A 21,604-nucleotide genomic window follows, 5' to 3' on the forward strand; every position below is an offset into this window, starting at 1 on the left:
AATATCATTATGTTTTAATTAGCAGCATTCATTATGTTTTCTATCCTCCATTTTAAAAGTGAATATCTTTCAAAACTCTTATTATTATCAATCATAAATTTTATAGATTTTAAAGAGCCTACTATTACAACCAAACTTTTAGCACGAGTTATTCCAGTGTATAGTAAATTTCTATTCATAAGTAACGGAGGCCCCATAAAAGCAGGAATAACTATTACTGGGAATTCACTTCCTTGACTTTTATGTATAGTTATCGCATATGCCAATTCTAGTTCATCAAGATAAATGCTTTCATAAACAACCTTTCTTTCTTCATCGAATACTACTGTCAACGTATCATTCTCTTCATCTATATCCTTTATATATCCCATATCCCCATTAAATATACCTAATCCTTCATTTTCACCTATGCCCGCTACTCTTTTCCATTTTAAAGAGTAGTTGTTTTTAATCTGCATTACCTTATCTCCAGTTCTAAATAAAGTTTCTCTAAATTGTTTCTCTTTTTTATCACTGGATTTAGGATTTAGCACATCTTTAAGCTTTTCATTCAAGTTATCCACTCCAAGTAGGCCTTTTCTCATAGGACTTAATATTTGAATATGTTTTAATTTATCCCAACTTTTATTAAAGCTAGGTAATCTTTTATCTATTAAACTAACTACTGTATCTAAAACTTTTGAGCTATCCTCACTATTTATAAAATAGAAATCCTTATTCTTTTCATTCAAAATAGGCATTTCACCATTATTAATTTTATGAGCATTTAAAGCTATCATACTTTTTGAGGATTGCCTAAATATATCTTTTAGTCTTACTACTTTTACACAACTACTTTCAATTAAATCCCTTAGTACATTTCCTGGTCCTACGGACGGAAGTTGATCCACATCGCCAACAATTATTAATCTTGTACCTAGTGGTACTGCCTTTAACAGATTATGCATAAGAACTATATCTATCATAGAAGCCTCATCAACAATTATAACATCGCACTCTAAAGGAGTTTCTTCAGTTTTAGAGAACAGTTCTTCCTCATCTTCCCCAGCTCCCATTTCTAACAATCTATGTATTGTTTTAGCTTCTTTTCCTGTAGCCTCTCCCATTCTTTTTGCTGCCCTTCCAGTAGGTGCAGCCATAAATACACTCATTCCATATTTCTCAAATATTTGACTTATGCAGTTTATTATTGTGGTTTTTCCTGTACCAGGACCTCCAGTAATTATTTCAATACCATTTAATAATGCACCTTTTATAGCTTCTTTTTGAGAAGTAGCAAATTTAATGTGGTTATTTTCTTCAAACTCATTTATTTCTTCATCTATATCTATTTCTAGTTTATTAAAATTGCATAGAGAAAGTGTAATAATTTTTTTTGTTATACCCAATTCACAGTAATAATAAGGTATTGTAAATACATATTGCTCTCCTCTACACTCCTCTATTTTGATTTTGCCTTCATAAGCATTATGTATTAAGCTTTCTTTGAGAAGCTCTTCACTAGCCCCTAATATGCTTATTCCCTCTTTAAGAAGCCTATCCATAGGCATGCATGTATTACCTAAGCCGCAAAACTGATTTATTATATATTTTATTCCACACCCTACTCTAAAAGGGGAACTTAGCTCGATTCCTAAATTCCTTGCAATTTTATCCGCAGTTTTAAATCCAAAACCTGATATTTCCTCTGTTAAAATATATGGATTCTCCTTAACTATTCTTATGGAGTCACTCTTAAACCTTTTATATATTTTTAAGCACTGATTGGTAGTTACTCCGTAATTTTGAAAAAACATCATTATGTTTTTCAACTCTTTTTGCTTACCGTAAGATTTATAAATAATAGCTATTTTTTTCTCCCCTATACCTTCTATCTCTTTTAATCTTTCAATATCGTTCTCTAATACATTAAAAGCAGATTCCCCAAAAGCTTCTACTATTTTTTTCGCAGTAACGGGTCCTATTCCAGATATTATTCCTGAAGCTAGATATCTTTCTATACCCTTTATAGTATTTGGCAAACTTTCTTCACAAATATCAACTCTAAATTGTTCTCCAAATTGAGGATGTGTAACCCATTCCCCAGTCAACTTTAAATCTTGCCCTTCCATTATATAAGGTATGCATCCTGTTATAGTTGTTGTTTTATTTTTTTCCTTTACCCTTGCTACTACATATCCATTGTCATCATTTTTAAATATGATAGAATCTACAGTTACTTGTATTTCTGCCATAAAATCTCTCCTACTCTTTTTATCCCACGGCTAACAGCCAATAATATTCCATTTATATAGATACATTATAACATAATATTTTATATCATTAATATTATTGACTGCCTATAAAATAAAAACCACAGCAATTAATATAATTCTAATTTTTTCTACTTATGTAATAATTATTACATAGATGTATTGCTAAATATATTGACTGAACTAATCGTTTAACTTACTATAATGATATAAATTGCTGTAAAAGTACATTTTAATTATGGCATTTGTATATGTAAGAGTAAGTACTTAAGAGCAAAACTTAAATAGACAATTGTACTCTTTAATTTAGTAGGCGCAGAAAAGATAACCTAAGAAAAATAAAAAGAAGGTGAATATATGTATACTAAAATTTTAGTAGTTGAGGATGAAAAAGCAATCGCTAATTTAATTGAATTGTACCTAGAAAATGAAAATTTCATAGTGTTCAAATGTTATACAGGCATAGAAGCAATGAAAGTTATAGAAACCGAAGACTTGGATATGGCTATTTTAGACATTATGCTCCCAGATATAGATGGATTCTCCATTTGCAAAAAAATAAGAGATTCTTATAACTTTCCAATCATTATGTTAACTGCAAAAGATGAAGAGGTGGATAAGATCACAGGTCTAACATTAGGTGCAGATGATTATATTACAAAGCCATTTCGACCACTAGAGCTAGTGGCACGAGTAAAGGCACAATTAAGAAGATTCACGAAATATAACCAATTAAACAAATCCAAAAAAGAAAACCTAATTTCTATAGGCGGGCTGGTAGTAGACAAAAATACTCATGAATGTTTTTTAAATGAAAGACCATTGTCTTTAACCCCTACAGAATTTTCAATTTTATGGGTTTTGTGCGAAAACAAAGGTCAGGTCGTAAGCTCTGACAGGTTATTCCATGAGGTTTGGGGAGATAAATACTTTAGCAACAGTAACAATACCATTATGGTTCACATTAGACACTTAAGAGAAAAAATGAATGATTCTGCTGAAAATCCGAAATATATCAAAACCGTATGGGGAGTTGGTTATAAAATTGAAAACTAATAAAACTAGAAAAAATGATTATTTAGCATTCAAACGAAAAACATTTTTTAAAGTATTAATACTTATTTTAGCAAGCGTTGGATTTTTAGGTTTATTAAGTTCCTTATTACAAGGCCGCTTTGGTAATTGGATTGTAAGTTTCTTGCGAAATACATTTTCTTTATCTGAGTCAGATGCAGTAATTATTCACCACTATATATTCCGTAATAATAGAGATAAAATTATGTTAGTTTTAATTGTAATTTCTTTCCTAATTATTTTTCAATTTGCTATGTCTTGGGTTACAAAGTACTTTGATGAAATTGATAAGGGCATGGATGACTTAATGAAAGGTTCAGATAAAGAAATCGAACTATCCCCAGAACTAAGCTTCATGGAAACTAAACTAAATATGTGCAAACATATTCTAGAAAAGAGAGCAAGAGATGCAAAACAGGCAGAACAAAGGAAAAATGATTTAGTTGTTTATCTTGCACATGATATAAAGACTCCTCTTACTTCAGTTATAGGATACTTGGACTTAATGTCAGAAGTGCCAGATATGCCTATTGAGCAAAGAGCAAAATATATGGAACTTACTTTAGAAAAAGCAAATCGACTTGAAAAACTTATCAACGAATTTTTTGAAATTACCAGATACAATCTTCAAACCATTATATTAGAGAAAAAAGACTTTAATCTATCCTATATGTTATTTCAAATGGCAGATGAATTTTATCCAATGCTTTCTGAAAAAAAGCAAGAAGTTGTAGTAGAGGCAGAAGATGATATTATGTTTTATGGCGATCCAGATAAGCTGGCACGAGTATTCAATAATGTATTTAAAAATGCAATTGCATATGGTGATGAAAATAGTAAAATCACAATAGATGTTCATAAACAATCACAGGATGCCATTATAACTTTTAAGAATTCTGGAAAAACTATTCCGCCACAAAAACTAAATAATATATTCGAAAAATTTTATAGACTAGATGAATCCAGAGGAACAGACACTGGTAATGCCGGGTTAGGTCTTGCTATTGCCAAAGAAATTGTAATTTTACATGAAGGTGAAATTTATGCAGAAAGCAACCATGGTTATACAATATTCCATATAAAAATACCAGGAGTAATCAACAGCTAAAAAGCACCATTCCTTTATGATGTGAAAACTCATAGGGGATGGTGTTTTTTATTTTCATGCTATTTTAAAATTCTGAAATTATTAAGCAGTCCTTAAGAAAATCTTAATAGGTCTATAAGCCATTGTTTACACAAAAAAATTCAATTTCATTAGAATTATGTTGTAAGGCAATATCGTAATTTATATTTAAGGAGGAATATTAAAATGACAGCTTATAGACAGAAACACAAGAAAAAAAAGAGAGAGAGATCACGTGTTCGTTCAATACTATGCGTATGTGCAGTATGTGTCGCAACTTTATTTTTGCCAAATTATCTAATAAATAAAATCAACCTAAAAACAGAATTATTTGTGAAATCCCCAAAAATAATAGTTCGCGATGGAGTTAATCAGATTGCAGCTAATGATTTATATAGTTCAAACGCCATTCTAATTAATTTAGATGATAATCAGATATTATTGGATAAATCATCTGATGAAAGAATCTACCCAGCATCCCTTACAAAAATTATGACAGCAATAGTGGCAATCGAAAATCTGGCAGATTTACACGAAATGATTTATCTGCCAGAGAATATGTTTAAGAAATTGTATTCTGAAGGTGCTTCCATGGCAGGTTTTTTACCCAATGAAAAGGTAGAAGGAATAGATTTGATTTATGGAGTATTATTACCCTCTGGGGCAGAAAGCTGCATAGGATTAACTCAAGCAATTTCAGGTTCAGAAAGAAAATATGTAAAGTTAATGAATGAAAAGGCCAAAGAATTAGGAATGAAGAGTACTCATTTTACCAACTCCACAGGACTACATGACAGGAATCATTATAGCACTGTAAATGATATTGCTAAACTACTGGAATATGCATTACAAAACGATACTTTTCGAGAAGTATATACTTCAAAACGTCATTCGACGAAAGCAACTAATCTCCATCCCGATGGAATCACTTTTCAAAGTACAATGTTTAAACACATGGATACAGAAGAGGTGAATAACGGTATTATCCAAGGTGGAAAAACTGGTTACACGGAAGAAGCTAAATTATGTCTTGCCAGCTTAGCAAAAATAGATGGCAAGGAATATATTTTGGTCACTGCTAATGCAGATGGGAGCCCTCAAACGAAACAGTTCAATATTTTGGATTCATTTACTGTCTATAATCAAATTTTCGAAAGCAACGCCGTCTCAAAATAAAAAGTGAGCTACCTCATCTTTATTTTGAGATAGCCCCTTTATTTTTATAAATATTTTTTTATATCTTCAACCTTATTTAAGTCTTCCCATGGAAGATTTAAATCTGTTCTTCCGAAATGTCCATATGCAGCTGTCTGCTTATAAATAGGTCTTCTTAGATCTAAAGTTTTAATTATTGACGCAGGTCTTAAATCAAATACTTTGTTTATTATTTCAACAATTTTATCATTTGGTATTTTTCCTGTTTCAAAGGTATCAACAGCTATGGAAACTGGTTTAGCAACTCCAATAGCATAAGCTAGCTGAATTTCTATTTTATCCGCTACTCCTGCTACTACTAAATTTTTAGCCACCCATCTAGCTGCATAAGCCGCTGATCTATCAACTTTTGTTGGATCTTTTCCTGAGAAAGCTCCGCCACCATGTCTTCCGTATCCTCCATAGGTATCAACTATTATCTTTCTACCTGTTAAGCCAGCGTCTCCTTGTGGTCCTCCCACAACAAATCTTCCTGTTGGGTTTATATAGTATTTTGTATTTTCATCTAGCAATTCTTTTGGAACAATTTCGCTAATTACGTGTTTTATTATATCTTTTTCTATCTCTTCTCTAGTAACTTCTGGACTATGTTGAGTAGATACTACTATTGCATCTATTCTCACAGGTTTGCCATCTTCATATTCTACAGTAACTTGAGTTTTACCGTCTGGTCTTAAATATGATAATGTTCCATTTTTTCTAACTTCTGATAATCTTCTAGCAAGTTTGTGAGCCATAGCTATTGGCATCGGCATGTATTCTGGTGTTTCATTTGTTGCAAATCCAAACATCATACCTTGATCTCCAGCACCTATAGCCTCTTCTCTATCCATTTCTCCTTTTTTGGATTCTAAAGATTCATTTACTCCCATAGCAATATCAGGAGACTGTTCATTTATAGATGTTAATATAGCACAAGTATCGCTATCAAATCCATATTTTGCTCTTGTATATCCTATTTCTTCAATACTTTCCCTAACAATTTTAGGTATATCTACATAACAGTTAGTTGTTATCTCGCCAACAACTAAAACCATACCAGTAGTTACTGTGGTTTCACAAGCAACTCTTCCCATGGGATCTTTTTCAAGTATAGCATCTAAAACTGAATCAGATATCTGGTCACATATTTTATCTGGATGTCCTTCCGTAACTGACTCTGAAGTAAACAACTTTCTCATTTTTTCTCCTCCATTTCAACTTGTATAAAAAATAAAGCCTCTTCAATAAGAAGAGGCACATTAACGTTCCATTCCTCTTATCTTGCAGAAATCTTCTGCTGGAATTGGCACCTTAGCATATAATGCTGGTTGCCGGGTTTCACAGGGCCCTTTCCCTCCACCTCTCTTGATAAGAGCATTTTATTATATTTTACATCAAACATTATATCATAGTAAAAACTTTATGTCAATTATGATTCTGGCTCAAATTATATAAAAAAAAGACACATTTATGCGTCTTTTGGTGGAGGAGGACGGATTCGAACCATCGAAGGTAATACCAACAGATTTACAGTCTGCCCCCTTTAGCCACTCGGGAACTCCTCCATATATGGAGCTGGCAATAGGACTTGAACCTACAACCTGCTGATTACAAGTCAGCTGCTCTGCCAATTGAGCCATGCCAGCACATTTTATTAATTTTTTTGGTGGAGGAGGACGGATTCGAACCATCGAAGGTAATACCAACAGATTTACAGTCTGCCCCCTTTAGCCACTCGGGAACTCCTCCATATATGGAGCTGGCAATAGGACTTGAACCTACAACCTGCTGATTACAAGTCAGCTGCTCTGCCAATTGAGCCATGCCAGCACATTTAATAATTAAATTGTTAAGTTAACTTAATACGTTAACAAGGAATAGTATACATTCTTATCAAATAAAATTCAAACCTCATAAACTATCATTATTAAAAACCTCGTTGAATTTACTCAATATATCTCTATATATCTTCTATTTAATATACATGTTATATTAAATTATTTTTGCTTTCTTTGTGTTGAAATTTATATTATAATGCTATTGAATTAAATAATTGTTATAAATATTTATAAGATAGCTAAGGAGATAATTATGCAAAAACTTTTAAGTAAATTAAGAAGAGCAGTAGCTGATTTTAAACTAATAGAAGATGGAGACAAAGTAGCTGTTGGATTATCCGGAGGAAAAGATAGTCTCACTTTACTTCATTTATTAAGTAAATATAGAATTTTTTCTCCAGAAAAGTTTGAACTAATAGCTGTAACCATCGATCCTAAAACAGGAGCTGATTTTACACCATTAGAAAAACTTTGTGGGGAGTTAAATGTTCCTTTTTATATAATAGAATCCAATATTAAGGAAATAGTTTTTGATATAAGAAAAGAAAAAAACCCTTGTTCTCTATGTGCCAACTTAAGAAGAGGCATATTAAATGATAAGGCAAAAGAGTTAGGTTGTAATAAGATTGCTTTAGGTCATCATAAAAATGATGCCATAGAAACTCTTTTAATGTCTATGTTTTATGAGGGAAGGATAAATAGCTTTTCGCCTAAAACTTACCTAAGCAGAAAAGATATAACCATAATAAGACCTATGGTATACATAGATGAATTGGATATTAAAAATACAGCTAAGAAATATAGTTTTCCTATAGTTGAAAACCCTTGCCCTGCTAACGGTTTTACAAAAAGACAATATATAAAAGATTTAACCTATAGTTTAGAAAAGGAAATTCCAGGATTAAAAGATCATTTGTTAGGTTCATTAATGAATATTGACCAGTTAAATATTTGGGATAAAAATAAGTATTAATTAATAAAATTAATAATAGTCCACCATACCTCATATATATTATTAGGGAGGTGTAACTATTGAATAAAGTTAAAGTTCATTTCAAAGATCCTTTTTCTTACTTAAGCATAGGTGACTTTATAAGTGATCATATGGATTTAAATACAATTATAGTATGTATAGGTACCGATAGATGTATAGGCGATAGCTTAGGTCCTTTAGTAGGGACATTTCTGACAGAAAAAGATTTTCCTCTTCCTATTTATGGAACAATCTCTGAACCTATTCATGCTTTAAATATTGATAGAAAACTCAGCGATATTAAATTAGTTCATCCTAATTCAAATATCATTGCTATAGACGCTTGCTTAGGAGAACATGATAATATAGGCGAAATACATGCACGAGATTATTCCATACATCCTGGCAAAGGTGTTGGTAAAACCCTCCCCCATGTTGGTGATGCCTCAATCATAGGAATAGTAGACTCATCAGAAAGTAATATATTTATTAATAATAAAATAAGATTAGATTTGATATTCAACTTAGCTAAAGTTATTACCAAATCCTTATTTCATAGTTATCAATTAAACTTTGATAATAAGCAAATAAAATAATAATAAAAAGCAAAGGATAAAGCCTTTGCTTTTTATTGATAAGTATAATTCTAATCAATTAAACTTATATCGTCTCCTGATCCATCCGAATCTAGCTTATCCACAAAATCTAGTACCTTACCGGTGCCTAATGCTACACAAGAAACTGCCTCTTCTGCCACACGAACAGGAACTTTAGTCACATCTTGTATTAGTTTATCCAGTCCATTTAATAAAGCTCCTCCTCCTGTCATTACAATGCCCTTGTCCGCTATATCTGATGCCAGTTCAGGCGGCGTTTTTTCCAAAACTGAATGAGTACATTCTGCTATAGCAGTTACTGGCTCATTTAAAGCCTCTCTCATTTCTTCTGAAGATACCATTATATTTTTAGGAAGCCCTGTAACTAAATCTCTTCCTCTTATCTCCATGGTAACTTCCTCATCTCTCGCATAAGCTGATCCAATATTAATTTTCAAATCTTCTGCTGTTCTTTCTCCAATCATAAGTTTATGTTTTTTCCTTATATATCTTATGATAGATTCATCAAATTTATCTCCAGCAATTTTAATAGAGGATCTTACAACTATTCCACCTAAAGATATGACAGCAATGTCTGTAGTTCCTCCACCTATATCTATAACCATGCTTCCACTTGCTTTAGTTATATCAAGCCCTGCTCCAATAGCCGCTGCTAAAGGTTCTTCTATTAAAAACACCTTTTTTGCTCCTGCATTTTTCGCCGCATCTATTACAGCTCTCTTTTCCACCTCTGTGGCTTCAGAAGGAATACATACCACTACTCTTGGTGATACAATTTTTCCTTTTCCACAAACTTTTCTTATAAAATATTTAAGCATTTTTTCTGTTAAATCATAATCTGATATGACACCATCTTTTAGGGGACGGATAGCCACAATATTGCCAGGAGTTCTACCTATCATCTGCCTGGCCTCTTCTCCTACAGCCAAAACTTTATTTTTACTTTTATCTATAGCTACTACTGAAGGATCTTGTAATACAACACCTTTTCCCTTACTAAATACCAACACCGTTGCAGTTCCTAAATCTATTCCCATATCGGTTCCAACATTGAAGAAAAACATTCCTATTATTCACACCTACTCTTTCGTTATACTTTTATTGAAATGAAAATTTATTGAAAATTTCCCATAACAATATAATTTAATTATAATAGGAATATGTCTATCCTTCAATAGCTTTATACTTCATTTTGGTTGCTTTTCCACCTCTTATATGTCTTTCCGATTTATTGTAATCCATTATAATTTTAGCTTCTTCAGCAATTTGTGGATTTATTTTCGGCAATCTTTCAGTCATATCTTTATGAATTGTACTTTTACTTACTCCAAATACCTTTGCGGTTTTTCTAATAGTAGCTTTTGAACTTATAATATAATTTGCCACTTCTAGAACTCTTTCTTCAATGTAGTCCTTCAATATGCTACCTCCTTAACTCTTCTATATTTATAAATATGCGTTACCATTTCCTTAAATTACATTTGGCAAGCCATTTCCCCATGTTATATGAGGAAAATGGCTACCACTTTTAATTTTAATATTGTATATATTTTTCAGGATTTATAAACTCTTCATTTTTCATTACTGCAAAATGCAAGTGATCTCCATAAGTCTCATAGGATGCTCTAACAGTCGATTTACCAATATTTCCTATTTTACTTCCTGTTTTAACTGTCTGCCCCTTAGTTACTGATACTTTTGGATCTAAGTTAGCATATACGGTTTTTAATCCATTTTGGTGATTAATAACAATCTGAACTCCATCTATGCTATCACTTTCAATGCTCTCTACTTTGCCTTCCATAACTGTTACTACCGACTTACCAACTTCACACTTAATATCCATGCCAAAGTTAGGTCTATAACTGTTAGTAGATTTCCAATATACAGGCTCTTCAGAATAGCTTCTTGCTAAAATTCCTTCTACTGGTTTTATAAATTTTGTATTCATTGTAGTAGAAACTTCTGCAGTTTTATTTTCTTCCTTTTTAGTTTCTGCTTCTTTCTTCACTATATTATCTTCATCATTTTTAACTTGAAGAGCATTATCAAAATCCTCATAAGGTTTTTCTGTAATTTCACCTATTTCTTTTCCTGTTTCATTAACAATCCCAGGTTGTTCCAAAGATATCTCATCTTTGTTAATTCTATTGTTCCTTGATACCACAACCGCTACTGTAGCTAGTATACAAAGGCACAGGAATAGTATTACGTAAAATCCCTCCCTCTTAATAAAATTTGAGAATTTTTCAGAGAATTTTTTTTCCATACAAACACCTCCTTTTTGTAGTTTGTCCAGTACATAGTAAAAAATACATTTTTTATTTAATTTTTTTTCTATTTATTTCTATTATTTTTTACATTTTTTGATAAAATAAAACAAGCTGCTGATTCTTATAATCAACAGCTTATTTTATTACTTCACTATTTATAATTCTGTATATTTATTTATATTAACACCCTTATAATAGTGAGTTAATATATCTTTATATGTCTTTCCGCTTTTGGCAAAAGCATTCGCTCCCCACTGACTCATACCAACTCCATGGCCATACCCTCTACAAATTATATCCATAGTATCTTTATTAAATACAAAACTAAAATTAGTAGAATTCAGCCCTAACATGCTTCTAAACTTAGTACCTGTGATAGTGGTCTTACCTATTTGTAATTCCTTTACACTACCTGCTGAAGTCCTACTTTTTATTTTAATACTATTCTTTAAATTATTAGAGGATGGTATAGAATTGGGATAATAACTGTTAACTATTTTAGCAAAGCTAGAATAAGAATATCCTACACTTGAACTGAATTTAGGGGCACTTTCTTCTCCTGGACTGTCCACGCTTTGTAAGTATGGCACTGCTTGAGAAAACACTTCTTGTGCATTCTCAGTTTTTCCACTACTTACAGCAAAATAATAAAGCTCTTTAGCTATGGAGTTATTATAGGTTATTACCTCTCCTTTTGTTTTAATAACGGCTTCCTGGATTTTATTCCAATATTCTTCTTTTCTGCTATTAGGCCATCCATTGAGCCTTTCTTCTTTAGACATATAAACTTGACAATGAACCGTATCGCAAATATCTCCCTTATTAATTTGAGCACATTTCTGTCCTCCAATGATCTCCATGTGAGCTAATGCATAGGTTCTTGCTGCTACTGCTTGTGCCTTTAAAGCTTCTATATGAAACTCTGCTGGCATTTCAGAGGCTACTACACCTTTTATATACTCTTCTATATCCATTTCCTTAATAGACTTACTTTCAGAAATATATACCTTAATCTTTAAATCTTCTTTCTTCTTTTCTTGTAAAGTAACTTCACCAGGATTTACGTTGAATTCTTTAAAACCTTGCCCTTTGCTTTTGTCGGGTTTCAGTGTTAAATATGAAAATAATGTTGTAAAAGTTATAAATAAAAAAACCGTCACTAATAACGTACACAAATAAAAAAACACACTATTTCTCTTCATATAAGTTTTCTCCTTTTTAAGCTTAAGTTTATTTATTAATAACTATATGAGAAAACCTTTTATATTATTACATCATCAAAAACATCTATCTATCTCTGCTCCTAATCCTTTTAATTTTTTTTCTATCCCCATATATCCTCTATCAACATGATATACATCTGTTATTTCCGTAGCACCTTCTGCACCTAGTCCACATAGTATTAAGGCTGCTCCTGCCCTTAAATCTGTGGCTTTAACTTCACATCCAGTAAGTTTATTTACTCCTTCTATTACAGCACTTCTACCATCAATTTTAATATTTGCTCCCATTCTTTTCATCTCTGGAGCGTGCATAAATCTATTTTCAAATATAGTTTCCGTAATTACACTTGTACCCTTTATGGAACTCAACAATCCCATCATTTGAGGCTGCATGTCTGTAGGGAAACCTGGATAAGGCATAGTTTTAATGTCTATGGGTCTTAATCCTCCTCTGCTATCAATTACTAAACTGTCATTATCAACCTCTATTATTACTCCCATTTCTGTTAGCTTTGCAATTATTGGCTTTAAATGTTCCTCATTTACTCCTATTATTTTAATCCTACTTCTAGTTATAGCACCAGCTACCATAAAAGTACCTGCTTCTATCCTGTCATATATTGGTCTATGAGTTACGCCTTTAAAATCTTTTGTTCCAACTATTTTTATTTTTCCTGTTCCAGCTCCCTTTATATTTGCTCCCATCTTATTTAAATAATTTGCTAAATCTTCTATTTCCGGTTCTTCTGCTGCATTTTCAATTATAGTTTCACCTTTCGCCATTGTAGCTGCCATCATTATATTTTCTGTAGCACCAACAGATGGGAAATCTAAATATATATTATTTCCAACTAATTTATTAGCTTTAGCTTCAACATATCCATAGCCAACATTAATATCTGCACCTAATGCAGTAAAACCTTTTAAGTGTAAATCTATTGGCCTTGTTCCAATGTTACATCCTCCTGGAAGGGATATTCTAACCTTTCCAAAACGTGCAAGCATAGGACCCATTATCAAAAAAGATGCTCTTAGCTTTTTTACCAAGTCACAGCATGGCTCAAAATCACATATACTTGATGATTCTATAATTATCTTATTATCATCCCTATCTATATTTACATCCGCAGAAATAGATCTTAAAACATCGCTTATTACAAAAACATCTTCTAGCATGGGTGCATTTTCTATAATACATTTACCATTACCTAATATACTAGCTGCTATAATAGGTAGTACAGAATTTTTAGCAGAACTAATTTTTACATCTCCTGTTAAGGGCTTGCCACCCTTTACTACTATTTTATCCATTCCTATCCTCCATCTATAATTTCTAATATGAAACAAGTATTTCTGGCGTTCCAATTATAAGATAATTACCAGAGTAATAGCTACATAAAGCATAATTCAAATCTACGAATTTTCCACCTATTGTGATATGATCAAATTGTTTAGTGTATGCAATAGTGCTATATCCATTATGAATTTTTATAGATTCAATATTCTGTGCATTGTTACGTTTTAATAAAGCCATTATCTTATTGTTTTTATCCATTAAATCATTAGTATGTAACCTAGCTTTAATATATTTAAAATAACTTGCACTTTTACTTCCAATAGCATTTTTTATTGTCTCTTCCAATTGGTATGACTCATCCTTTTCAGTTACCTTAACTAAATCTACAACTATTATTTTATAATTTTCATAGTTAGTACTTTGAACATGGCCACTTATGCTATCACCTATGATTTCTACTGAGTATATCTTTTCATTTTCATTTATATTAGTACAATAAGACTTTTCAAATTTCAAATTTTTTAATATGGCTTCAACAGTCTCTTTTCCATCATCATAACTTATAAAACTTGCTTTAACACCACATTCCTGTATGTTCCCTTCAACTTCATTAACTATTTTCGTCAAAAACTCCTCTGAGTTCTTAGCCTTAGGCTTATCCATATTTATAATTAAAAAAACTAAGCATAAAAAGCTTATCACAAACCAAACTCTCTTTTTCATATAATACGCTATAATAGCTTCCCCCCTATAACTTAATCCATTTTATTCCTTTAAATTAAATTATAGACATTTAGCTCTTTTTTATTCACTAAATATATTATTAATATATAATTAAATTGAAAAAATGTTACAAACTAAAAAGGAGAATCTAGGTTAAAACCTAAATTCTCCTTTACTCTACTCTATATTTTCACATAGAATTTTTACTTCTTCTTTATCTACTTTCATTAAAGCTTTTGAAATGTTAAAGCTATATCTTTTCCCATTGATATCTTCAAATTCAGTGTTGCAAGCCTTTAAAACAGTTATTAAAGATGAATGGTTTGGCAATATTTCTATTCTACCAACTAAACTTTCTGTAATTAGTCTTTTAATCTCTAGATTATAAAACTCCTTATATGGAGATGCAATTATAAGTTTAAACATATATCATCTTCCTTATTTAATAACTTTATTCTTCTTTGATAGCCTCAGCCCTTTTTACAACATCTTCTATGGTTCCTGCAAACAAAAATGCACTTTCGGATACATTATCATACTTTCCTTCTAATATTTCTTTAAATCCCCTTACCGTTTCTTTTACTGGCACGTAAACTCCCTTCATGCCTGTAAATTGCTCTCCTACGGTGAAAGGCTGTGATAAAAACCTTTGAATTCTTCTTCCTCTAGTAACAACTAATTTATCTTCTTCCGAAAGTTCATCAACTCCAAGTATTGCAATCAAATCTTGCAGCTCTTTGTATCTTTCTAAAATATGCTTTACTTCTGTAGCTACCCTATAATGTTCTTCACCGACCAACCTGGGGTCAAGTATTCTTGATGAGGATTCTAGTGGGTCTACAGCTGGATATATTCCCAATTCAACTATACTTCTAGATAAAACTGTAGTTGCATCTAAATGAGCAAATGTGGTGGCTGGCGCTGGATCTGTTAAATCATCCGCTGGTACATAAACCGCTTGAACAGAAGTTATAGATCCATGAATAGTAGAGGTTATTCTTTCTTGCAATGCCCCCATCTCCGTAGCAAGTGTAGGTTGATAACCTACCGCACTAGGTATTCTACCAAGAAGAGCCGAAACTTCAGAACCTGCTTGAGTGAATCTAAAAATATTATCTATAAACAAGAGTACATCTTGCCCCTTATCTCTGAAATATTCTGCCATAGTTAATCCTGTTAGCGCTACTCTCATTCTAGCTCCTGGCGGTTCATTCATCTGCCCAAAAACTAGCGCAGTTTTGTCTATTACTCCAGATTCTTTCATTTCATTATATAAATCATTACCTTCTCTTGTCCTCTCCCCTACTCCTGTAAATACCGATAGTCCTCCGTGCTCTCTGGCAATATTATTTATAAGCTCTTGTATAAGTACAGTCTTGCCAACTCCTGCTCCTCCAAATAGCCCTATTTTACCACCCTTTTGATAAGGTGCCAATAAATCTATAACTTTTATGCCTGTTTCAAACATCTCAGGCTCTAAGGATTGTTCTTCAAAAGTTGGAGCCTTTCTATGTATAGGATAATATTCTTCTCCATGAACCTCACCACACTCATCCATAGCATAGCCTAACACATTAAAGAGCCTTCCTAATACATCTTTGCCTACAGGTACTGATATAGGTTTACCTGTATCTGTAGCTTCTACTCCCCTTTTTAGTCCCTCTGTAGGCTCCATGGAAATGGTTCTTACAATATCATCTCCTATATGTTGAGCCACTTCAGTTACTATTTTTCTATTTCCCAAATCTATTTGTATAGCATTATGTATATTCGGCAAATAGTCGGAATCAAATTTAATATCTATTACAGCTCCTATTACTTGAACTACTTTCCCTATATTACTCAATAGAATACACCTCCTACAGAAGTTATAGATATCTTATCTTTGAACTTCCGCTCCTCCTATTATTTCTGACAGCTCTTCTGTTATAGCTGACTGTCTTATTCTGTTGTACTCTTTTCTTAATTTATCTAATATATCTTTTGCATTTTTAGTTGCTCCATTCATAGTTGTCATTCTAAAAGTTTGTTCTGATGTTTTAGAAGTGAGTAACATATATATTAATTCTTCATTCACATATAACTCTAACGCCTCTTCAAATATTTCATCACTGCAGAATTCAAATTCTAGATATCTCTCATTAGCTTCATTATTCATCATTTCAATAGGAAATAGTTTTTCTGTCTTAACTTCTTGCTTTCCACTAGAAATAAATTCTGTATAAATAACATAAATATTTTTTATTTCTTCCACTTGGTACATATCCATCAACGTCTTACTTATTTCTTTCACTTCTTCATGTTGAATTTCATCTTTAACTTCTAAATATTTTATTTCAACTTCTATATCTCTTCTATTTAAAAATGCCCTTCCTTTTTCTCCTACCACAATAAATATGGGCTTTTCCTCTTCTTGGTCTACATTTTTCATCGCTTCATTAAATACATTAGTATTATATGAACCACATAACCCTAAATTAGATGTTACAATTAGATATATATTTCTTCCTTTTTTTCTCTCTGTAATGTATGGATTATTCTCATCCATAGAACTTACAATATCTTTCATTATGTCATCAATATAAATTTTATAATTTTTATTAGCTTCCAATCGAATTTTAAACTTTCTAAATTTTGATGTAGCAACCATCGACATAGCCTTGCTTACCTTTTGAATACTATTTATAGATTTCATCCTTCTTTTTATGCTATTTAAATTAGATACTCCCATAAACCTCACCTACCACGAAGAAGTTACTTAAACATATTTTTAAACTCTTTAATTGAAGAGTTTAATTTTTCTTTTATGCTGTCCGTTAGCTGCCCATCTTCTATAATTTCTTTTCCTACATCTCTATGATGAATATCCATAAACTCTAAGAATTCCTTTTCAAATGTCTTTACTTTTTCCACTGGGACATCCATTAAAAAATTATTAACTCCCGCATACAAAATCATAATTTGTTTTTCTATTGCCATTGGTTTATATTGTTCTTGGAGAAGTATTTCAGTCAATCTTTTTCCCTTTTCTAGCTTTCTTTTCGCTTCTTTATCTAAATCAGAACCAAACTGAGCAAAGGCAGCTAATTCTCTATACTGAGCAAGTTCTAGTCTTAATGTTCCTGTTACTTGCTTCATAGCCTTAATTTGGGCGTTTCCCCCTACTCTAGATACTGAAATTCCGGCATTTACTGCTGGTCTTACTCCATTATAAAAAAGCTCTGAATCTAAAAATATTTGACCATCTGTTATAGATATTACATTTGTAGGTATATATGCTGTTACATCCCCTGCTAATGTCTCTATTATAGGAATTGCCGTAAGGGAACCTCCTCCTAACTTAGAAGAAAGCTTTGCTGCTCTTTCTAACAATCTAGAATGTAAATAAAATACATCTCCTGGATAAGCTTCTCTTCCTGGAGGTCTTCTTAATAATAAAGACATAGTTCTATAGGCTACTGCATGTTTAGATAAATCATCATAAACTATCAATACATCCTTGCCTTTATGCATAAAATATTCACCAATACTGCATCCTGAATAAGGAGCTAAAAATTGTATTGGAGCAGTTTCTGATGCAGTAGAAGACACCACTACTGTATAGTCCATAGCGCCCATTTTATTCAAATCATTTACAATATGGGCTACTGTAGATTGTTTCTGCCCTATAGCAACATATATGCATATAACATCTTTTCCTTTTTGATTTAATATGGTATCTATAGCTAGAGCAGTTTTACCTATTTGTCTGTCTCCTATAATTAATTCTCTTTGACCTTTACCTATAGGTATCATAGAATCTATTGCCTTAATTCCTGTTTCTAGTGACTCTCTTACAGATTGCCTTTCTATTACTCCTGGCGCTTCTGTTTCTACTGGCCTTTTTTCTGTGGTATTTACAGGTCCTTTTCCATCAATAGGAATACCCAATGAATTCACTACTCTTCCAATTAAAGCCTCACCTACTGGTACCTCTACAACTTCGCCAGTCCTCTTTACTACATCTCCCTCTTTCAAACCCTCTTCTTCTCCAAACAATACGCATCCTACATTGTCCTGTTCTAAGTTTAGAGCCATTCCATATATATTATTAGGAAATTCCAATAATTCACCTGCCATACAATCATCTAGACCATAAACTCTAGCAATTCCATCTCCTACTTGAATTATTGTTCCTGAATCTTCAGTTTCAATCTTTTTTTCATATCTTTCTATTTCTTTTTTAATAATTGATGTAATCTCTTCAGGGCTTATATTCATATTCTCACCTCTGTTCTACAGTACTAATAATGTCTTTCATTTCTTTTAACTTTGATTTTATTGTGCCATCTATAACATCGTCACCAACCCTTACATATACCCCTCCTATTATGCTCTTATCTATCTCTTCTTTTAAGATTACCTTTTTGTTATACTTATTTTGAAGTTTTTCTTTTAATTCTTCTCGCTGCTCTTCTTCTAAAGGAATAACCGTTTTAATATGAGCAAGAAGCATATTATGTTTTTCAAAGTATATTTTTTCTAGCTCTTTTTGTTTTTCTTTAAGATATAATATTCTTCCCTTTTCAATCAGTATCAATAAAAATGATAATAATTCCTCATCTATTTTTCCCTTAAATATCTTTATAAATATTTTCTTCTTTTTTGAAGTACTTATTTGAGGATGTTTAATAAGCTGCACTAATTCTTCATTGCCATATATAACATCTACTACTTCTTTATAATCTTTTCTAAACTTTTCTATCTTTCCTTGTTTCTCAGCTACTTCATAAAGAGCTAGTGCATATCTTCTATCCAAATATTCATACATAATTAAATACCTACCTTGGAAATGAAATCTTTAATTAATTTCCTCTGCTTTTCCTCATCTATAGTCTCTTCCAATGCTTTAGAACTCATCAAAACTGATACATCTATTATTTTATTCTTTAACTCATCTCTCGCCTTTTCTTTTTCCAATTTAATTTCTGCTCTAGCTCTTTGAATAATTAAATCCGCTTCATCGTGGGCTTTTTTTATAATCTCTTCCGAAGCCTTTTCTGCTTTAAATTTATATTCTTCTACTAAAGCTTTTCCTTGTTGTTTTGATTCTTGTAATTCTTTATCTTTTTCAATACTTAAGGATTCAGCCTTCTCTTCTCTTGTTTTTGCATTTTCTATTTTTTCTTTTATATGATTTTCTCTTTGCGTTAATATTTTTTGTACAGGCTTGAATAAGAAAATTTTCATTCCAGCTAAAAAAATTACGAAATTTATTATAGTAGCTATAGATTGAGATATGTCGATCATTAATCCAAGCCTCCCTTCCCCAATATTAAATTAATACTAATATAACTTTGAAAATTAATAGCAATCCAATTAAAGCAGAATATATAGCAGTCGCTTCAGAAAAAGCTCCACCTATAATAAGAGCGCTCATGATTTTACCGTTAGCTTCTGGCTGTCTTGATATACCTTCTACTGCTTTACCTGTTGCATTTCCTGTTCCTATACCTGCACCTATACATCCTAGGGCTGCTAATCCAGCTCCAATAGCTGCCATACCCGCTATAAACGCTTTTGCATCAATCATAATAAAATCCTCCTTAATGTTCTGATATTATTTTTATATTAATCATAGTTAGCATAATAAATATAATCATTTGTATTGTTCCATCGAATATATCAAAATAAATATGAACTGGTACTGGAATCAGTAGTTGCGCTAAAGGGTTAATGCTATATAGCCCCTTATATATGAGATCAACAATTATTATAGCCGCAGTCATATTACCAAATAATCTTAAACTTAAAGAAATAGGTAACATAAACCTCTCTATAATATTCAAAGGAAGTATAAAAAAATATGGCTTGCCATAAGCAGTAATATAGTTTATTAATCCAACCTTTTTAATAGCATAACCTTGAACCACTAAAAAAGTTATCATTGCCATTCCTAAGTTTATACTTATGTCCGATGTGGGAGGCACAACCCCAACTAAGCCAACTAAGTTCATAGATGCTAGAAACAAAATCATTGCACCTACAAACGGAATAAAATTAGTATAAGATTCTCCCATATTGTCTTTAACTATTTTGCCTATATATTCAACAAATACTTCTACAATACTTTGCTTTTTGCTAGGCACTAGCTCTAGATTTCTAGTTAGTATTATTGATAAGGCGATAAACATTAATATTATTATCCATTGAATTATTATATTTTCAGTTATGTTAATATTAACTCCAAATAAACGTAATATAAAAATGACTTTTGACGCTTCCACTATACCACCTCATGTTTTTTTAATCTTAAAGAATACATTAATATTCCTATAAAGTGCAGAGTATATCCTGCGATAAATGCGAGAACCTTCATTTCGCTACCATTCATAATCCCCATAGCAATAATACAAACTAAAGCTATTCTAATGATTAAACTTATGTAAATTGCAGCTCCTGGATTATTTTTTTTAATAACAAAAGTATAATAAGTGGCATAAGAATTTATTAAAAAATTTATAGATGCTATGGCTAATCCCAATATTATATATCCAAGATTAGTTATTAATGAACAATAACTTATTATCACTAAAACAAAAACAACTAAGAGATTGTAAGTATATACTCTTTTTAACATATCAACGGTATCATTTATCAACTTCATTCACCTCAATGGATTTTCAAATCATGATATATAATTATATATATCTCTTTTCATTATACAAATTTGAAAAATGTCCATAAATGCCTTAATATTATTATTTTTCTTCATTTATATTAAATTATACCTATTATAATCTTTATACATTAGTGTAGGTATTTCTTACTAATATCATGAATTAATTTGAAATGACTATTCTTATTTCTGTTAATTTTAAATTTACTAATTTAATACATATGAGATATAATATATATTCTAAAAAAATAGATAAATATGAATTTATAAAAAAACGAATAGTCATAAATATATATATTTAATATTTTTTTGAATAAAAATAGGTAATCTCTAATATTAGAGATTACCTATTA

22 protein-coding genes, 4 tRNA genes and 1 riboswitch are annotated in these 21,604 nt (G+C 31.4%); of the genes, 5 read left to right on the forward strand and 21 right to left on the reverse strand.

What is annotated here, in order from left to right; genetic code table 11:
• Window positions 1-14: 14 nt before the first annotated feature.
• Complete coding sequence (locus RYO54_RS05610; RefSeq protein ID WP_315116564.1) at window positions 15-2,234, reverse strand: ATP-dependent RecD-like DNA helicase; 2,220 nt, start codon at window positions 2,232-2,234, stop codon at window positions 15-17.
• 375 nt (window positions 2,235-2,609) lie between these two features.
• On the opposite strand from RYO54_RS05610, the gene vanR reads away from it, so the two are divergent.
• The 3 genes from vanR to RYO54_RS05625 all read left to right on the forward strand — a co-directional run bounded on the left by vanR (window position 2,610) and on the right by RYO54_RS05625 (window position 5,628).
• Window positions 2,610-3,308, forward strand: coding sequence for a VanR-ABDEGLN family response regulator transcription factor (gene vanR, locus RYO54_RS05615; RefSeq protein WP_315116565.1), 699 nt, complete (start codon window positions 2,610-2,612; stop codon window positions 3,306-3,308).
• Entirely contained in the window at window positions 3,286-4,434 is a 1,149-nt protein-coding gene (locus RYO54_RS05620) for a HAMP domain-containing sensor histidine kinase (RefSeq protein WP_315116567.1), read from the forward strand. Before vanR ends, RYO54_RS05620 begins: the two co-directional genes overlap by 23 nt.
• 204 nt (window positions 4,435-4,638) lie before the next feature.
• Entirely contained in the window at window positions 4,639-5,628 is a 990-nt protein-coding gene (locus RYO54_RS05625; RefSeq protein WP_315116569.1) for a D-alanyl-D-alanine carboxypeptidase, read from the forward strand.
• A 44-nt stretch (window positions 5,629-5,672) separates the two neighbouring features.
• Here the strand turns inward: RYO54_RS05625 and metK are convergent, their stop codons facing one another.
• From metK to RYO54_RS05650, 5 genes are all read right to left on the reverse strand, one after another.
• The gene (gene metK, locus RYO54_RS05630; RefSeq protein ID WP_315116571.1) at window positions 5,673-6,848 is read right to left on the reverse strand and encodes a methionine adenosyltransferase; all 1,176 of its coding nucleotides are present in this window, start codon (window positions 6,846-6,848) and stop codon (window positions 5,673-5,675) included.
• A gap of 74 nt (window positions 6,849-6,922) precedes the next feature.
• Window positions 6,923-7,024, reverse strand: a riboswitch (SAM riboswitch).
• A gap of 105 nt (window positions 7,025-7,129) precedes the next feature.
• A tRNA-Tyr gene (locus RYO54_RS05635) sits at window positions 7,130-7,214 on the reverse strand.
• Between the two features lie 5 nt (window positions 7,215-7,219).
• A tRNA-Thr gene (locus RYO54_RS05640) sits at window positions 7,220-7,295 on the reverse strand.
• An 18-nt stretch (window positions 7,296-7,313) separates the two neighbouring features.
• Window positions 7,314-7,398 (reverse strand) — tRNA-Tyr (locus tag RYO54_RS05645).
• A gap of 5 nt (window positions 7,399-7,403) precedes the next feature.
• Window positions 7,404-7,479 (reverse strand) — tRNA-Thr (locus RYO54_RS05650).
• Between the two features lie 261 nt (window positions 7,480-7,740).
• Here RYO54_RS05650 and RYO54_RS05655 point away from each other — a divergent pair.
• Window positions 7,741-8,460 (forward strand): ATP-binding protein, encoded by a 720-nt coding sequence (locus RYO54_RS05655; RefSeq protein WP_315116573.1) that lies wholly within the window; start codon window positions 7,741-7,743, stop codon window positions 8,458-8,460.
• Between the two features lie 59 nt (window positions 8,461-8,519).
• Window positions 8,520-9,056: a spore protease YyaC gene (gene yyaC, locus RYO54_RS05660; RefSeq protein WP_315116574.1), complete on the forward strand. Its 537-nt coding sequence runs from the start codon at window positions 8,520-8,522 to the stop codon at window positions 9,054-9,056.
• Between the two features lie 50 nt (window positions 9,057-9,106).
• Here yyaC and RYO54_RS05665 read toward each other — a convergent pair whose 3' ends face one another.
• The 15 genes from RYO54_RS05665 to RYO54_RS05735 all read right to left on the reverse strand — a co-directional run bounded on the left by RYO54_RS05665 (window position 9,107) and on the right by RYO54_RS05735 (window position 21,233).
• Window positions 9,107-10,141, reverse strand: coding sequence for a rod shape-determining protein (locus tag RYO54_RS05665; RefSeq protein ID WP_315116575.1), 1,035 nt, complete (start codon window positions 10,139-10,141; stop codon window positions 9,107-9,109).
• Between the two features lie 100 nt (window positions 10,142-10,241).
• Window positions 10,242-10,496, reverse strand: a complete 255-nt coding sequence (spoIIID, locus tag RYO54_RS05670; protein WP_315116577.1) for a sporulation transcriptional regulator SpoIIID — start codon at window positions 10,494-10,496, stop codon at window positions 10,242-10,244.
• 115 nt (window positions 10,497-10,611) lie between these two features.
• On the reverse strand, window positions 10,612-11,346 hold the full coding sequence (locus RYO54_RS05675) for a M23 family metallopeptidase (RefSeq protein ID WP_315116579.1): 735 nt from the start codon (window positions 11,344-11,346) through the stop codon (window positions 10,612-10,614).
• A gap of 159 nt (window positions 11,347-11,505) precedes the next feature.
• Complete coding sequence (spoIID, locus tag RYO54_RS05680; RefSeq protein ID WP_315116580.1) at window positions 11,506-12,552, reverse strand: stage II sporulation protein D; 1,047 nt, start codon at window positions 12,550-12,552, stop codon at window positions 11,506-11,508.
• Window positions 12,553-12,627: 75 nt separating this feature from the next.
• The gene (gene murA, locus RYO54_RS05685) at window positions 12,628-13,884 is read right to left on the reverse strand and encodes a UDP-N-acetylglucosamine 1-carboxyvinyltransferase (protein WP_315116582.1); all 1,257 of its coding nucleotides are present in this window, start codon (window positions 13,882-13,884) and stop codon (window positions 12,628-12,630) included.
• A 22-nt stretch (window positions 13,885-13,906) separates the two neighbouring features.
• Complete coding sequence (locus tag RYO54_RS05690; RefSeq protein WP_315116584.1) at window positions 13,907-14,593, reverse strand: YwmB family TATA-box binding protein; 687 nt, start codon at window positions 14,591-14,593, stop codon at window positions 13,907-13,909.
• Window positions 14,594-14,770: 177 nt separating this feature from the next.
• A complete protein-coding gene (locus RYO54_RS05695) occupies window positions 14,771-15,019 on the reverse strand; it encodes a hypothetical protein (protein ID WP_315116585.1) in 249 nt (82 codons plus the stop codon).
• Between the two features lie 25 nt (window positions 15,020-15,044).
• Window positions 15,045-16,439: a F0F1 ATP synthase subunit beta gene (gene atpD / locus RYO54_RS05700; protein WP_315116586.1), complete on the reverse strand. Its 1,395-nt coding sequence runs from the start codon at window positions 16,437-16,439 to the stop codon at window positions 15,045-15,047.
• 33 nt (window positions 16,440-16,472) lie between these two features.
• Entirely contained in the window at window positions 16,473-17,324 is an 852-nt protein-coding gene (gene atpG / locus RYO54_RS05705; RefSeq protein WP_315116588.1) for an ATP synthase F1 subunit gamma, read from the reverse strand.
• A 23-nt stretch (window positions 17,325-17,347) separates the two neighbouring features.
• On the reverse strand, window positions 17,348-18,853 hold the full coding sequence (gene atpA, locus RYO54_RS05710; protein WP_315116590.1) for a F0F1 ATP synthase subunit alpha: 1,506 nt from the start codon (window positions 18,851-18,853) through the stop codon (window positions 17,348-17,350).
• A 4-nt stretch (window positions 18,854-18,857) separates the two neighbouring features.
• Window positions 18,858-19,403, reverse strand: a complete 546-nt coding sequence (locus RYO54_RS05715) for a F0F1 ATP synthase subunit delta (protein ID WP_315116592.1) — start codon at window positions 19,401-19,403, stop codon at window positions 18,858-18,860.
• A 2-nt stretch (window positions 19,404-19,405) separates the two neighbouring features.
• Complete coding sequence (locus RYO54_RS05720; RefSeq protein ID WP_315116593.1) at window positions 19,406-19,882, reverse strand: F0F1 ATP synthase subunit B; 477 nt, start codon at window positions 19,880-19,882, stop codon at window positions 19,406-19,408.
• A 25-nt stretch (window positions 19,883-19,907) separates the two neighbouring features.
• Entirely contained in the window at window positions 19,908-20,165 is a 258-nt protein-coding gene (gene atpE, locus RYO54_RS05725; protein ID WP_315116594.1) for an ATP synthase F0 subunit C, read from the reverse strand.
• Between the two features lie 13 nt (window positions 20,166-20,178).
• Window positions 20,179-20,859: a F0F1 ATP synthase subunit A gene (locus RYO54_RS05730; protein ID WP_315116596.1), complete on the reverse strand. Its 681-nt coding sequence runs from the start codon at window positions 20,857-20,859 to the stop codon at window positions 20,179-20,181.
• Window positions 20,859-21,233, reverse strand: a complete 375-nt coding sequence (locus tag RYO54_RS05735) for a hypothetical protein (RefSeq protein ID WP_315116598.1) — start codon at window positions 21,231-21,233, stop codon at window positions 20,859-20,861. Before RYO54_RS05735 ends, RYO54_RS05730 begins: the two co-directional genes overlap by 1 nt.
• Window positions 21,234-21,604 lie beyond the last annotated feature (371 nt).

Source organism: uncultured Clostridium sp. (assembly GCF_963515715.1).
Taxonomy (GTDB): domain Bacteria; phylum Bacillota; class Clostridia; order Clostridiales; family Clostridiaceae; genus Clostridium_AW.